This window comes from Roseateles flavus, from assembly GCF_039872765.1.
GTDB classification, from domain to species: Bacteria; Pseudomonadota; Gammaproteobacteria; order Burkholderiales; family Burkholderiaceae_C; genus Roseateles_B; species Roseateles_B flavus.
This window is the reverse complement of record NZ_JBDPZC010000013.1, coordinates 95,818-109,508: the sequence shown is the minus strand read 5'-3', so window position 1 is coordinate 109,508 and position 13,691 is coordinate 95,818. Positions and strand designations below refer to the sequence as shown.

Here is a 13,691-nt window from a genome sequence, read left to right as displayed (position 1 = left end):
TTCAACGGGGCCCCGAGGTCCGCGAGGAGGAGCGCAAGATGCTGGCAACCTGGATCCGAAGCGAGCCCACACAGGCTCAGGCCAGCGTGACGCTGGTGCGATGGGCGGTGGCGCTCACCATCCTGATGCACCCGCTGCACGGTTACTTTCACGCGGAGAACATTCCGCGTTTCGGCGAGTACCTGTCCTCGCTGGGCTTCCCCTTCGGCGGGGCCCTGGCCTGGGCGGTGCTGCTGACCCAGACGGCCGCGAGCCTGCTGATGCTGGCGGGCCGCCTGGTGGTGCCGGCCTGCGCAGCCCACGTGGTGGTGCTGCTGACCGGGATCGTGGTGTTTCACTACCCCCTGGGCTGGTACGTCGTTGGCCCGGGAGAGGGCGGCATGGAGTTCAGCGTGCTGATGATCAGCTGCCTCCTTGCCGTTGGCTGGGCCCACTGGCCCCGGCGCCGCAGCCCCTGAGCCGCGGCCCGCATCGAAAGGAGAGTCCTCATGCAAGCCAGCCTGCAAACCCTGCAGCAGACCGTGAACCAGCCGCGCCAGGTGGAACGCCTGGTCACCGGCCAGCCCACCAGCGATGGCGCGGGCGTCAAGCTGACCCGGGTGCTGACCCACACCCTGCAGCAGCGCCTGGACCCCTTCCTGATGCTGGACGCCTTCGGTTCCGATCAGGCCGACGACTACATCGCCGGCTTCCCCGACCACCCGCACCGCGGCTTCGAGACCATCACCTACATGCTCGAAGGCCGCATGCGCCATCGCGATTCAGCCGGCCACGAGGGCCTGCTGCAGAGCGGCGGCGTGCAGTGGATGACGGCGGGTCGCGGGGTGATCCATTCCGAGCTGCCGGAGCAGGAAGCGGGCCGCATGGAGGGCTTCCAGCTGTGGCTCAACCTGCCGGGCCGCAGCAAGCTCTGCGAGCCCTGGTACCGCGACATCCCGAGCAGCGAGATCCCGCAGTGGGAAGGCGAGGGCGTGGTGGTGCGCGTCATCGCCGGCGAGCACCGCGGCGTGGCGGGCGCGGTCCAGCGCGAGCACACCGAGCCCGTCTATCTGGACGTGCACCTGCCGCCCGGCGCCCGCTTCGAGCACGCCCTGCCGGACAGCCACAACGCGTTTGTCTACGTCTACCGCGGTGGCGCGCGCTTCGACAGCGGCTGCACCGTGCCGCAGCAGCGCATGGCCATCCTGGCCAACACGCCGGGCAGCGACGGCGTGCGTCTGCAGGCGGGCGAGGAGGGCGCGCGGCTGTTGCTGATCGCCGGCCGGCCCCTGGGCGAGCCCATCGCGCAGTACGGCCCCTTCGTGATGAACACGGAGGCGGAGCTGATGCAGGCGGTGCGCGACTTCCAGAGCGGCCGCCTGGCCTGAGGGCCCGCCCCGGGCAGCGGGGCTGGGTACCGCGAGGCGGGATCGGCCCGCCTCGATTGATATTGCTCAAGAACTGCGAGGCTGGCGCAGCGAGTCGTGGCGCCGGCGCAATTTGCACATTGTGCGACGTGCGCCCGTGCGTTCACACTTTGTTGCATGAGCACGAATTTGCAGTACGAGCACGACACCGTCCCCGCCGCGCTGGACGCCCTGGCCCATGCCGCCTCGCCCGGCGGCGCCCGGACCGGCGCACCGGTCCACACCGATCTGGACCAGCTCTGGCAGCAGATGCAGGGTGGCCCCGTGGCCCGGGCCGCGCGCCTGGGCGAGGCCTTGATCGAGGCCGGTCTGCTGAGCCGCCCGCAGCTGCAGCGGGCGCTGGGCCGGCAGCTGGGCGCCGTGCCCCATGTGCCCCTCGGCGAGCAGCTGGTCAAGGATGGCGTGCTGACCCCGGCACAGCTGCGCCAGATGCTGGCCGCCTGGCAGGGCGTGCCCACCGTGGACCTGGGCTGCGTGCGGCCCGAGCCCGATGCCCTGGCCCAGATCCCGCGCATGATCGCGCTGCGAGAGTCGGTCTGCCCGCTGATGGTGCGGGCCGATGTGCTGGTGGTCGCCGTGGCGGACCCCTGGGACCAGCACCTGCTGGAGGTGCTGCGCTTCGTCTCCGAGCTGCATGTGAAGCCGGTGCTGGCGCGGCCGGGCACCCTGCTCCCCGCCATTGCCCGTGCCTACCAGCAGGACCTGGCCGGCATCGCCAAGTCATCGGGCGAGATGCCGGACAGGGCCATCGCGCCGGCCGCCCAGGCCGCCACCATCCGCGAGCTGGCCCAGCAGCTGGCGGAGGCGGACAGCGTCTCGGGCGATGCCGAGGTGGGCGTGGTGGCCGAGTCGGACAACACCCTGGTGCGCCTGGTCAACCGCCTCATCGCCGATGCCATCGAGCTGGGCGCCTCGGACATCCACATCGAAGCCTCCGATGCGCCGCGCCCCGTGCGCATCCGCCTGCGCATCGACGGCGACCTGCTGCGCTATCTGGAGCTGCCCAGCCGCGTGCGCTTCGCCCTGGTCGCCCGCCTGAAGATCATGGCGGACCTGGACATCTCCGAGCACCGCCGCCCTCAGGACGGCAAGATCGACTTCAGCCGCTTCGGCGGTCCGCCCGTCGAGCTGCGCCTGGTGACGGTGCCCACCAACACCGGCCTGGAGGACGTGGTGCTGCGCCTGCTGGGCGGCATGAAGCCGCTGCCGCTGGACGAGATCGGGCTCTCCCTGAGCAATCTGGAGGGGCTGCGGCGGGTGATGAGCAAGTCCTACGGCCTGCTGCTGATCTGCGGCCCCACGGGCTGCGGCAAGACCACCACCCTGCACTCGGTGATGCGCGAGCTCAACGAGGACAAGCGCAAGATCTGGACGGCCGAGGACCCCATCGAGATCACCCAGGAGGGCCTGCGCCAGGTGCAGGTCAATGCCCGCATCGGCTGGACCTTCGCGGCGGCCATGCGCACCTTTCTGCGGGCCGATCCGGACGTGATCATGATCGGCGAGATGCGCGACGAGGAGACCGCGCGCATCGCCATCGAGGCCTCGCTGACCGGGCACCTGGTGATGTCCACCCTGCACACCAACTCGGCGCCCGAGAGTGTGACGCGGCTGCTGGAGATCGGCCTGGACCCTTTCATGTTCTCGGACTCGCTGCTGGCCGTGCTGGCCCAGCGCCTGGTGCGCCGCCTGTGCCGCGACTGCCGCGTGGTGGAGCCCCTGGACGAGCGGGCCGCGCACTCCCTGGCCCAGCTCTACCTGCAGACGCCCCCGCCGGGCCTGTCTCCCGATGCCCTGCTGGCCCATTGGCGCGATCGCTTCGGCGTTGGCGGCCAGCTGATGCAGTACCGCCACCATGGCTGCGATGCCTGCGGCGGCACGGGCTACCGCGGGCGCCTGGGCATCCACGAGCTGCTGGTGGCCGACGACGCGCTGCGCATCCTGGTGCGGCGCCGCGCCCCGGCCGCCGAGATGTTCCAGCTGGCCCTGCAGTCGGGCATGCGCACCCTGCGCCAGGACGGCATCGAGAAGGTGCTGGCCGGCCTGACGGACCTCCCCGAGGTGCTGGCCGCCAGCAACCAGTGAATCCCCCCGTGACTTGAAGGAGCCACCGATGAAGCCGTCCCCCGCCTCCGCCCTCCTGGCCGGCCCCCTGAGCCTCGAAGTGCCAGCCTTCCTGCTGAGCAGCCTGGGCGAATGGCTGGCCCGCCATGCCCTGCGGCTCCAGGCCGCGGCCGGTGATCCGGGGCTCGTCCTGCAGGCAGGCACCGAGCTGGAGCAGCTGGGCCTGGAGATGCAGGCCCTGGTCCATGCCTTGCGGGGCACCCGGCCGGCAGCGGCCGAGCCCGTGGACCTGCAGGCCGCGGCCGCCCAGGCCCTGCAGCAGTGGCGGCCAGCCTGGCAGAAGGCCGGGCTGCAGGCCGAGCTGCAGGCAGGGCCCGCCCTGGTCCAGTCGCTGGATGCCGGCCTTCTGCAGCACGCCCTGGACCTGATGCTGGGCCATGCCCTGTCGGGCGGGCGCGATGTGCGCCTCAGCGTGGCGGCCCTCGACGAGTCGCGCCAGGTGCTGCGCCTGTCGGGCGTGGGCCAGGCGGCCAGCGAGGACGAGCTCCACTGGCAGCTGCTGCGCCTGCTCGCCCGGGCGAGAGGCTGGGCCCTGGAGCGGCGCGAAGGTCAGCACGCCGGCACGGTGGACCTGACACTGCACCTGGGACATCTCGCCGCCGAGCCCGAGAGCGTCGAGGACGAACGCCTGCCGCGCCGCCGCCTGGACCTGGCCCTGCGGGTGCTGGTCCTGGATCCGCATGAGCCCAGCCGCGTCGAGAGCGCCCGCCTGCTGGGTCAGGCCGGCCTGGCCTGCGATTGCCTGGCCAACCTGGACCAGGCGCGTGAGCTGCTCGCCGCCGCAGATCCGGGCTGGAATGCGCTGGTCTCCGGCATTCCAGCCGACGCGTCCGGCATGGCCGACTTCGCCGCCAGCCTGCGGGAGCGCTACGGCCTGCGCCGCTGGATCGAGCTGGTGGACGAGGAGTTCCGCTTCGACATCGGCGTGCCCGACGGCTCGCGTCCGGCGCGCCTGGGACGGCAGGATCTCAAGAACACCCTGCTGGCGGCGCTGGCGGCCTGAGTCAGCGGCCGCCTCACTCGGCGGCCGGCCCTCCCGCCAGGCCGTCCAGGATGGGGCAGTCGGGGCGCGCGTCCCCGTGGCAGCACTGGGTCAGCTGCAGCAGGGTCTGGCGCATGGCCTGCATCTCCTCCAGTCGGCGGTCCAGGTCGGCGATGTGGGCCTGCGCGATCTTCTTGACCTGGCTGCTGGCACGGCGCCGGTCCTGCCAGAGCTTCAGCAGCTCGGCGATCTCGGCCATGGAGAAGCCGAGGTCCCGCCCGCGGCGGATGAAGCGCAGGATGTGGACTTCGCGCTCACTGTACTGGCGGTAGCCGGCGTCGGTGCGCGAGACCTCGCCCAGCAGCCCCAGGCTCTCGTAATGGCGCAGCATCTTGGCAGACACGCCGGAGCGGGCCGCTGCCTCGCCGATGTTGAGCAGTCCGTTCATTCGTGCGGCCTCCAGCGCTGCAGCAGCAGCGCATTGCTGATCACGGTGACACTGGACAGCGCCATGGCCGCGCCCGCGATCACGGGGCTGAGCAGGCCCAGGGCCGCCAGAGGGATGCCCACGACGTTGTAGGCAAAGGCCCAGAAGAGGTTCTGTCGGATCTTGGCCACGGTGCGCCGCGACAGGGCAATGGCCTCGGCCACCAGGCGCGGATCCGAGCGCATCAGGGTGATGCCGGCGGCGTGCATGGCGACGTCGGTGCCACTGCCCATGGCCAGACCCACGTCGGCGGCGGCCAGCGCCGGCGCGTCGTTGATGCCGTCGCCCACCATGGCCACGCACTGGCCACCGGCCTTGAGCGCGGTCACCTGCTGGGCCTTGTGCTCAGGCAGCACCTCGGCGTGCACTTCGTCCAGGCCCAGCTCGCGTCCCACGGCTTCGGCGGCACCGCGGTTGTCTCCGCTCAGCAGCACGGTGCGCACCCCCAGCCGGCGCAGCTGCGCGATGGCCTCGCGGGAGCTCGGCTTGATCGGGTCGCCGAAGGCCAGCAGGCCCAGCAGCTCGGGCGCCGCAGCCGCCTCCGTGCGGCGAGCCAGCCAGGAGAGGGTCCGCCCCTGCGACTGCAGGGCCTGCGCGCGGTCCTGCAGGGCGCCGAGGTCCACGCCCAGCTCCTGCATGTAGCGGCTGCTGCCGAGCATCAAGCGCTCGTTCTCGAGCATGGCCTCCAGCCCGCGGCCGGCCACGGCACGGAAATCGGTGGGCTTTGGCAAGACCTGACCCCCGCCTTCCGGGCGTGCCTGCCACGAGGCCAGCACCGCCTTGGCCAGCGGGTGCTCGCTGCCCTGCTGCAGGATGGCCGCCAGGCGCAGCAGGCCGGTGTCGTCGATGAGGGGGCTGGCCTGCAGGTCCAGCAGCCTGGGGTGACCTTCGGTGAGCGTGCCGGTCTTGTCGAAGGCGACGACCTGCAGCTTGCGTGCCAGCTCCAGGGCCTCGGCGTCCTTGATCAGCAGGCCGCGGCGTGCCGCCACGCCGGTGCCGGCCATCAGCGCGGCAGGCGTCGCCAGGCCCAGGGCGCAGGGGCAGGCGATGACCAGCACCGCCACGGCGTGCAGCAGGGCGCGTTCCCAGTCGCCGGTGCTGAAGCCCCAGGCCAGCAGGGTCAGGACGGCTATAGCCACCACCACCGGCACGAAGACGGCGCTGACCTGGTCGACCAGACGCTGGATGGGCGCCTTGCCCGCCTGCGCCGATTCAACCAGACGCACGATGCGCGACAGCGTGGACTCCGCACCCAGCGCACGCACCTCCAGCAGCAGCAGGCCCTCGCCATTGACGGCGCCGCCGATGACGGCCTCGCCCACGCCCCTCGGCACGGGCAGGCTCTCGCCCGTGATCAGGGACTCGTCCACATGACTGGCGCCTTCCAGCACGGTGCCGTCGACCGGGATGCGCTCGCCCGGCCGCACCACCACGCGGTCGCCCAGCATCAGGGCAGCCACGGGCAGCTCCTGCTCGCTGCCGTCGGCGCGGCGCTTGCGGGCGGTCTCGGGGCGCAGCTGGCGCAGGGCGCGGATGGCCTCGGTGGTGCGGTGCTTGGCGCGGGCCTCCAGGTGCTTGCCCAGCAGCACGAGCGTGATGACCACGGCAGCGGATTCGAAGTACAGCGACATGCTCATGGGGCCGTGGCGCAGCAGCTCGTAGACCGAGAGTCCGTAGGCCGCGCTGGTGCCCAGGGCAACCAGCAAGTCCATGGTGCCGCTGCCGGCCTTCAGTGCGGCCCAGCCCTTGCGATAGAAGCGCGCGCCCATCAGGAACTGCACTGGCGTGGCCAGGACCAGCTGGATCCAGCCATTGAGCATCCAGTGTGCGCCCCAGAGCATGCCCACCATGGGCAGGACCAGGGGCAGGCTCAGCAGCACGGCGAGGACCAGGCCCAGCCGCCCCTCCTGCAGGGACTGCCAGAGGCTTTGCGGCTCCTCGCCCGCCGGCTCGCTGCCGTCGTCCAGCAGGCGGGCCCCATAGCCGGCCTGGGTGATGGCGGCGATGAGGGCGTCGCTGTCGGTGTTGGACAGGGCACGCACGCTGGCGGTCTCGGTCGCCAGGTTGACGCTGGCCTCCAGCACCCCAGGCAGCTTGCGCAGCACCTTCTCGATGCGGCCGACGCAGGACGCGCAGGTCATGCCCGTGATGTGCAGCTGCCATTGCCTCTCGCGCAGGCCGTAGCCCCCCTTGCGCAGGGCCTGGGCCAGGTCCTGCAGACTGGGCTGGCCGCTCAGGTCGGCCTGTTCGGTGGCCAGATTGACCGTGACGGCGCTGACGCCGGGCACCTGGCCCAGCAGGCGCTCGACACGTTTGACGCAGGACGCGCAGCTCATGCCCGTGACGGGCAGGCTCAGGGTGGCGGATGTGTTCATGGCTGCAGTCTCAAGCTTCACCTGATGGTAAGGTCAAGCGGCCGACCATGCCCGTTCGGGCAGTGAGGAAAGCCGCCAGTGGCTTGACCTTGCCATGATGGGAATGATTAAGCTGCGGCCGTCATCGAAACCGCGAGGACCCCCTCATGAGCAGCTTCCACCTTCCCGACATGAGCTGCGGCCATTGCGTGGCCGCCATCACCGAGGCGCTGAAGGCCGCCGATCCCGAGGTCCGCCTGGAGTTCCAGCGCGAGGCCCGCACGGTGCAGGTCCAGAGCCGTCTGGACGACGCCCGCCTGGCCGCCCTGCTGAGCGAGGCGGGCTACCCGCCGGCTGCGGGCTGAGCGCGCCGCCCTGAGGAATCAGGGTTTGCCCTTGATTTGATGTTCGGATAGTGAAGAACAGGGTTTGCCTGTAGCTAACACGCATCGAAATGCGGCTCTTTGTGTCGTCGTGATGCGTTGTTTGTAAAGCTGGTGAAACAATTGCCCCTCGCTCAGCTGCGCGAGCCCTTTGCGGCTCCGGTTGGCGCAACACCAAGAACGCCCCTCGCCGCAGTGAGGGGCTCGTTGAACAGAGGGTTTCCCATGTCTCGCTATATCGATCGTCAGGGCAAGCTGGCCCTGACCAGCATTGCCATCGCCAGCAGCCTGAGCTGTGGTGCAGCCAGCGCCGCCGAGCCGCAACAGCTGGAACGGGTTGAAATCATCGGCAGTCACATCAAGCGTGTGGATGCCGAGGGTTCGTCTCCGGTGCAAGTGGTGCGTCGTGAGGACATCGCCAAGAGCGGTGCCGGCACCGTCCGTGAGCTGATCGGTCAGCTCGCCGCCAGCACCGGCAGCCTCAGCGACCTCGGTGGCAGCAACAGCTTCGCCGGCGGCGCCAGCTCGGCCTCGCTGCGCAACCTGGGCAAGCAGTCCACCCTGATCCTGCTGAACTTCCGCCGCGTGGCCTCCTACCCGCTGGCCGACTACAACCAGGTCTTCACCAACATCGACACCCTGCCGGTGGAAGCCGTGGAGCGCGTGGAAATCCTGCGCAGCGGCGGCTCCTCGCTGTACGGTTCGGACGCCGTGGCCGGTGTGATCAACATCATCACCCGCCGCGACTTCCAGGGCCTGATCGGCAAGGTCACGTCCGAGACCTCGCTGCAGAACCAGCGCTTCGACAACAAGGCCGTCACCCTGACCGCCGGCTATGGCGACCTGGCCAAGGACCGCTTCAACGTGCTGGCCAACGTCGACGTCTACACCCGCGAGACGGTGATGTGGAACGAGGTGCTGGACGATGTGAACCCGGCCTACGGCAAGTACTCCAGCGGCTACGGCACGCCCTCGAGCTATTCCTATCCCGGCAATGTGATGTCCAAGCTGCCCAACGGCAAGCTGGGCCTGGTGCCGGTGACCGGCTGCGCCGAGTCCAGCGTCATCAACGGCCTGTGCCAGTACAACCGCTACGAGCGCTTCGAGGCCCAACCCTCGTCGGACCGCGTGACGGGCATTGTCTCCGGCAAGTACCAGTTCAACGCAGACCTGCAGGCCTTCGCCGAGGCCGTGTTCGCCCGCAACAAGACCAGCTACCAGAGCGCGCACCCGGCCTATGGCTCGGGCCTGGGCGCCACGGTGTGGGGTGATCCCAGCACCAACGGCCTGTTGAGCTACCGTGACCGCGGCCTGCCCGCCGGCCACCCGCTGAACAACACGGGTGCCGAGGCCGAGTTCCGTTATCGCTTCGTCGACTCCGACGCCAGCAAGCGTTCCACCACCGACCAGTACCGCGTGCTGGCCGGCCTGAAGGGCACGACGGGCAACTACGACTGGGAGACCGCCGTCGGCGCCATGGGTGGCAAGACCCGTTCGGACCAGCGCGGCTCCTTCAGCGTGAAGGGCTTCAAGGAAGTCATCGGCGACTACACCAAGCCGGTGCTGGATGCCGATTTCTTCAACAAGCCCAACGGCTACAAGATCGGCCAGCAGAACAGCGCCGAAGTGCTGGACAAGCTCTTCCCGGTGTTCGGCTACGACGCCCGCATCACGCAGTACTTCGCCGACGCCCGCGTGTCGGGAGAAGTCGGCAACCTGCCGGCCGGCCCGATCGGCTTCGCCGCCGGTGCCGAAGTGCGCCGCGAGGAAATGAAGATCACCCCGACCGGTGGCCTGCAGAACGGCGACATCGTCGGCTACGGCTCGGTCAGCGCCAATGCCTCGCGCAGCTTCTCGGCCTTCTTCGGTGAGGCGAACATCCCGGTGTTCAAGTCCCTGGAGCTGCAGGCTGCCGGTCGCGTGGACAAGTTCCCCGGCATCTCGGCGCACTTCTCGCCCAAGCTGAGCGCCCGCTTCCAGCCGACGCGTGACCTGCTGTTCCGCGGCACCATCGAGAGCGGCTTCCGCGCCCCGAACCTGACCGAGAGCGCCCCCTCGACCAAGTTCGCCTTCACCAACGGCGTCAACGACCCGAAGCGCTGCAAGGCCGCCACGGACTACGCCCGCGACCTGAAGGCCGATGCCGCCAAGCTGCCCAACAGCGATCCGAACAAGCAGCTGCTGATCGCCAAGGCTGACAACGTGGTGGGCGAATGCTCGCGCGGCGTGGCCAGCATCGTGGCCCACAACCCGGACCTGAAGCCCGAGACCTCGGTCAGCCGCACCCTGGGCATGGCCTTCTCGCCGGCCAAGGACGTGTCGGTGACCGTCGACTACTGGCACATCGTGCGCAAGGACGAAATCGGCCGCAAGTCCACCAATGACCTGCTGAACGTCGAGGACACCCTGGCGCCCGGCATCGTCAACCGCGACAGCCTGGCAAACGATCCCATCTTCGACGCCGCAGCACAGGCCAAGTACGGCGTGACCGCCGGCCGTCTGTCCTCGGTGGTGGCGAGCTTCGAGAACCTGTTCCGCACCAAGACCTCGGGCATCGACCTGGGCTTCAAGGCACAGCGATCGACCGACATCGGCACCCTGGGCCTGGACCTGGACCTGACCTACCTGATCCAGCTGAAGAACTGGAGCCCGCTGCTGGGCACGAACGGTGGCTACGGTGACAACCTGGCGGGCCGCTACAGCTACCCGCGCTGGAAGTCCAAGCTGGCGCTGTCGCACAGCCTGGGCAAGGTGGCTCAGCAGCTGAGCTTCCACTACCAGAACAGCACGGCCCTCAACAGCGACTTCAACTCGGCCGCCTGGACCGTGGCGGACTGCGCCAAGACCAAGGGCCTGTCTGAAGATCAGTGCCGCTATGGCGCCTACTCGCGCGTGGACTACAACATCAGCTACAGCCCCATCAAGGCGCTGCGCCTGAGTGCCAACGTCCGCAATCTGCTCGACACCCGTCCGCCGGTGGACTACCGCGGCTTCGGTGTCGGCGGCATCATTCCGCCGGACCGCGAGGACGTGCAGGGCCGCATGCTGCGCCTGAGCGCCGAGTACACCTTCTATTGATCCCGCTGAGGGCGGCCGCGGTTTCGCGGCCCTCCCAAGCAAAAGGCCGGGCAGATGCCCGGCCTTTTTCGTTCACGGCGCCTCAGGGGCGCGCGCCCGGGGTTCAGTCCAGCCGCAGGTTCAGTCGCACCCAGGTGGTCGTGCCCTGGGGGCGGTTGCGCACGGCGAATTCCTTCAGCACCTTCACGTCGGCCGACCACACGCCGTCTTCGGACACATAGGCCAGCATGGGGCCCAGGGCGCGCACGCGGGCCTTGTTGCCGCCGGCGGCCACGCCGGGCCCGTTGTCGTTCGTGGTCTGCTCGACCAGATAGCCCTGCAGGCCCAGGCGCCAGGCGTCGTTGACGCGGTACATGGCGGCGTAGTCGGCATGCAGGTACTGGCCGGAGCGCACGTCGGTGTCGGTGTTGCGGGTGTTGACCGAATAGGTGGCACGCAGGCCCAGCTCCAGGCCGTTCTCCCAGACCTTGGACGCCAGCACCAGCGGGCGCACCGTCCAGAACTTGCCGGCACCGGGGTTCACGGCCCGCTGGGCGTCGTAGGCGCCGGTGGGGGCGACCACGCTGAGGCCCAGGACCAGCCGGCTGTCGTCCTGCTGCCAGTCCACGAAGCCGGCGAGGTCCAGGTCGCCCTGGCCGCTCTTGCTGCCGGAGCGTTGGGCGCCCTGCTGGTCCAGCAGGTTCTGCACGGCGGCGGCGGCACCGGCCGGCACGCCGGCAGGCAGGGTGGCGCTCAGGTGGATGTCATTGCGCTGGCGCACCAGGGGCAGGGTGGCGGAGAAGCCCAGGCGGCCGTCGGCCACCAGCTTCTCGGTGACCCAGGTGCCGCGGGCCACGAAGACATCGGCCTCGATCTCGCCCTGGATCTGCACCGGCAGCGTGCCCAGCGGGGTGGCGGCCTGTGTCTGCAGGGCCTGGCCGTCATCGCCCTTGAGGCGGCGGGCGCTGTAGTGCTGCAGCCAGAGCTGGCCGTACCAGCCGGGGAACTGAGGCGTGGCGAGCTCGTAGCTGGGGGCGCCCAGCAGCGCGCGCAGCTGGCCGTTTTCGGTGGCCAGCGCAGAGCCCATGGGGGCCAGGGCAGCGAGGAGGGCCAGGGTGTACTTCTTCATGGGTGGTCCTGAAAGCCGGGTTTGGAAAGCATGCGGCCGCAGACGCCGGGGGAATCGGCGTCGAGCGGCAACACGGGGGAATGGGGCGGATGCTGCCAGCCTTGGCGTGAAATGCACAGCGATCCGGCTAGAGAGGACTGCCGAATCGCGGCGTCCTGCGCAATCTTGCCGCCCCGGCCTGCTGCGCGTCGCGGCGCACTTCTCCATAATCCGCGCCCTGGCAGTACCTTCCCGATGTGGCGCTGCCGCATGTCAAGGAGACAAGATGCTGCAATTCCTGCGACCCCTCGCGATGGGCCTGCTCCTGCTGGCTGGCGCCGCACAGGCGAGCGATGTCAAGTTCGAAGGCTTCGAATTCCCGGCCACCGCCGCCGTGGGCAACCAGACCCTGGTGCTCAACGGCGTGGCGGCGTCCAGCATTCTCTCGACGCGTTCCACCGTCGTGGCCTTCTACCTGCCCAGCAAGCAGACGACCATGGACGGCGCCACCGGCGTCAAGGGCCCCAAGCGCATCCAGTTCTACATGCTGCGCGCCGTGTCCGCCAAGGACCTGGCCAATGCCATGCTGGACCGCATCCGCCAGAACGTGACGACCGAGGAGTTCTCGGCCAATGTGATCGCCACCTCGCAGCTGGGCGCCGTCTTCGGTCAGCGCAGCAAGGTCAGCAAGGGCGACCTCGTGGTGATCGACTACAACCCGGTGGAGAAGAGCACCGAGTTCTCGCTCAACGGCAAGCGCCTGGGTGACCCGATCGCCGGCGAGGCCTTCTTTCCGATGATGATGAAGGTGTGGATCGGCCCCAAGGTGCGCGACTCCACCCGCGACGGCCTGCTGGGCCTGAGCAAGCTTGAAGGCTGAGCCACCCGCCGCGACCGACAGGCGCCCCACCCGGGCGCCTTTTTCATTGGGGCGAGCGGATCTCGCTCAGGCCTGATCCAGGGCGCGCAGCAGCGTGTCCTTCAGGCCGCGCAGGCGCAGCAGCTCCTCGTCCGGCGCCTGCAGCGCGGGCCACAGCAGGGCGACGAGGTCGCGCGCGCTCTGGTCCACATTGATCTGCCGCCCGGCGATGATCACCTCCCACAGCATGTGCTCCATGGGCCCGAAGACCAGGGAGCGCAGCATGCGCAGGGGGATGTCCTGACGCACCTGCCCGCGCTGCTGGCCGCGCGAGAGCAGCTCCATCAGCGGCGCGGTGTAGCGGCGCTGCAGCTCGATGAAGGCCTCGCCGAACTCGCTGCCGCCTGTGATGTCGGCCTCGCGCTTGCGGCCTTCGGAAAGCACCAGCTCGCACAGGCCCGTGCCCTGGATCAGGAACAGCCGCAGATGGGTGTGGACCACGAACTCCAGCTGCTCGCGGATGGGCGCCTCGCGGGGCAGGCCCTGCTCGATGGCCTCGATGATCTCGTCGTACCAGTCGGCGATCACCCGCATGCACAGCTCGCGCTTGCCGCGGAAATAGGTGAAGACGGTGGCTTCGGAGATGCCCAGGCGCTTGGCGATCTCGATGGTGGTGGCCCGCTCATAGCCCTTGGCGGCGAAGACCTCCCGGCCCACGCGCAGGATGTCCCGCACCCGCTGCTCGGCCTTGGCGCCGGCGGGCGCGCGGCGCTGCATGGCAGGCGGCGCCACGGGGGCGAGGGGGCTGGCGCTGTGGGCGGTGGAGCTCATGCAGGCCATTCTCCCCGAATTTCTGAGTTGAACTCAAGTCTTGCTTGCTGGGGGTCATTCCTCTGTCGTATCCTCGGGGCTTCGCGAACCCGGTGAACAC

11 protein-coding genes are annotated in these 13,691 nt (G+C 69.5%); 7 read left to right on the top strand and 4 right to left on the bottom strand.

The features are described from left to right. Positions 1-38 precede the first annotated feature (38 nt). The 4 genes from ABDJ40_RS21660 (at position 39) to ABDJ40_RS21645 (ending at position 4,533) form a co-directional block, all read left to right on the top strand. Positions 39-458 carry a DoxX family protein gene (locus ABDJ40_RS21660; protein ID WP_347612790.1) on the top strand — a complete coding sequence of 140 codons (420 nt, stop codon included), beginning with the start codon at positions 39-41 and terminating at the stop codon, positions 456-458. A gap of 42 nt (positions 459-500) precedes the next feature. Beyond that, positions 501-1,367 (top strand): pirin family protein, encoded by an 867-nt coding sequence (locus ABDJ40_RS21655; protein WP_347612834.1) that lies wholly within the window; start codon positions 501-503, stop codon positions 1,365-1,367. A gap of 156 nt (positions 1,368-1,523) precedes the next feature. Further along, entirely contained in the window at positions 1,524-3,491 is a 1,968-nt protein-coding gene (locus ABDJ40_RS21650; RefSeq protein WP_347612788.1) for a GspE/PulE family protein, read from the top strand. Between the two features lie 28 nt (positions 3,492-3,519). Next, positions 3,520-4,533: a hypothetical protein gene (locus ABDJ40_RS21645; protein ID WP_347612787.1), complete on the top strand. Its 1,014-nt coding sequence runs from the start codon at positions 3,520-3,522 to the stop codon at positions 4,531-4,533. Between the two features lie 13 nt (positions 4,534-4,546). Here the strand turns inward: ABDJ40_RS21645 and cueR are convergent, their stop codons facing one another. Both cueR and ABDJ40_RS21635 read right to left on the bottom strand, forming a co-directional pair. Beyond that, entirely contained in the window at positions 4,547-4,960 is a 414-nt protein-coding gene (gene cueR / locus ABDJ40_RS21640) for a Cu(I)-responsive transcriptional regulator (protein WP_347612785.1), read from the bottom strand. Further along, on the bottom strand, positions 4,957-7,374 hold the full coding sequence (locus ABDJ40_RS21635) for a heavy metal translocating P-type ATPase (RefSeq protein ID WP_347612783.1): 2,418 nt from the start codon (positions 7,372-7,374) through the stop codon (positions 4,957-4,959). Before ABDJ40_RS21635 ends, cueR begins: the two co-directional genes overlap by 4 nt. Positions 7,375-7,520: 146 nt before the next feature. On the opposite strand from ABDJ40_RS21635, the gene ABDJ40_RS21630 reads away from it, so the two are divergent. Together ABDJ40_RS21630 and ABDJ40_RS21625 are read left to right on the top strand one after the other, a co-directional pair. Then, on the top strand, positions 7,521-7,718 hold the full coding sequence (locus tag ABDJ40_RS21630) for a heavy-metal-associated domain-containing protein (protein ID WP_183105683.1): 198 nt from the start codon (positions 7,521-7,523) through the stop codon (positions 7,716-7,718). A gap of 243 nt (positions 7,719-7,961) precedes the next feature. Further along, on the top strand, positions 7,962-10,814 hold the full coding sequence (locus tag ABDJ40_RS21625) for a TonB-dependent receptor domain-containing protein (protein ID WP_347612781.1): 2,853 nt from the start codon (positions 7,962-7,964) through the stop codon (positions 10,812-10,814). A 103-nt stretch (positions 10,815-10,917) separates the two neighbouring features. Here ABDJ40_RS21625 and ABDJ40_RS21620 read toward each other — a convergent pair whose 3' ends face one another. Further along, the gene (locus ABDJ40_RS21620; RefSeq protein ID WP_347612780.1) at positions 10,918-11,922 is read right to left on the bottom strand and encodes a SphA family protein; all 1,005 of its coding nucleotides are present in this window, start codon (positions 11,920-11,922) and stop codon (positions 10,918-10,920) included. Between the two features lie 265 nt (positions 11,923-12,187). Here ABDJ40_RS21620 and ABDJ40_RS21615 point away from each other — a divergent pair, with 265 nt between their 5' ends. Then, complete coding sequence (locus tag ABDJ40_RS21615) at positions 12,188-12,781, top strand: chalcone isomerase family protein (protein WP_347612779.1); 594 nt, start codon at positions 12,188-12,190, stop codon at positions 12,779-12,781. Between the two features lie 66 nt (positions 12,782-12,847). Here the strand turns inward: ABDJ40_RS21615 and ABDJ40_RS21610 are convergent, their stop codons facing one another. After that, complete coding sequence (locus ABDJ40_RS21610; protein WP_347612777.1) at positions 12,848-13,591, bottom strand: TetR/AcrR family transcriptional regulator; 744 nt, start codon at positions 13,589-13,591, stop codon at positions 12,848-12,850. Between the last annotated feature and the right edge of the window lie 100 nt (positions 13,592-13,691).

Bases quoted from the DNA above. Each gene is read 5' to 3' on its own strand.
- ABDJ40_RS21615 (WP_347612779.1), top strand. From the start codon at position 12,188: ATGCTGCAATTCCTGCGACCCCTCGCGATGGGCCTGCTCCTGCTGGCT.
- cueR (WP_347612785.1), bottom strand. From the start codon at position 4,960: ATGAACGGACTGCTCAACATCGGCGAGGCAGCGGCCCGCTCCGGCGTG.
- ABDJ40_RS21650 (WP_347612788.1), top strand. From the start codon at position 1,524: ATGAGCACGAATTTGCAGTACGAGCACGACACCGTCCCCGCCGCGCTG.
- ABDJ40_RS21625 (WP_347612781.1), top strand. From the start codon at position 7,962: ATGTCTCGCTATATCGATCGTCAGGGCAAGCTGGCCCTGACCAGCATT.
- ABDJ40_RS21645 (WP_347612787.1), top strand. From the start codon at position 3,520: ATGAAGCCGTCCCCCGCCTCCGCCCTCCTGGCCGGCCCCCTGAGCCTC.
- ABDJ40_RS21635 (WP_347612783.1), bottom strand. From the start codon at position 7,374: ATGAACACATCCGCCACCCTGAGCCTGCCCGTCACGGGCATGAGCTGC.
- ABDJ40_RS21620 (WP_347612780.1), bottom strand. From the start codon at position 11,922: ATGAAGAAGTACACCCTGGCCCTCCTCGCTGCCCTGGCCCCCATGGGC.
- ABDJ40_RS21660 (WP_347612790.1), top strand. From the start codon at position 39: ATGCTGGCAACCTGGATCCGAAGCGAGCCCACACAGGCTCAGGCCAGC.
- ABDJ40_RS21610 (WP_347612777.1), bottom strand. From the start codon at position 13,591: ATGAGCTCCACCGCCCACAGCGCCAGCCCCCTCGCCCCCGTGGCGCCG.
- ABDJ40_RS21630 (WP_183105683.1), top strand. From the start codon at position 7,521: ATGAGCAGCTTCCACCTTCCCGACATGAGCTGCGGCCATTGCGTGGCC.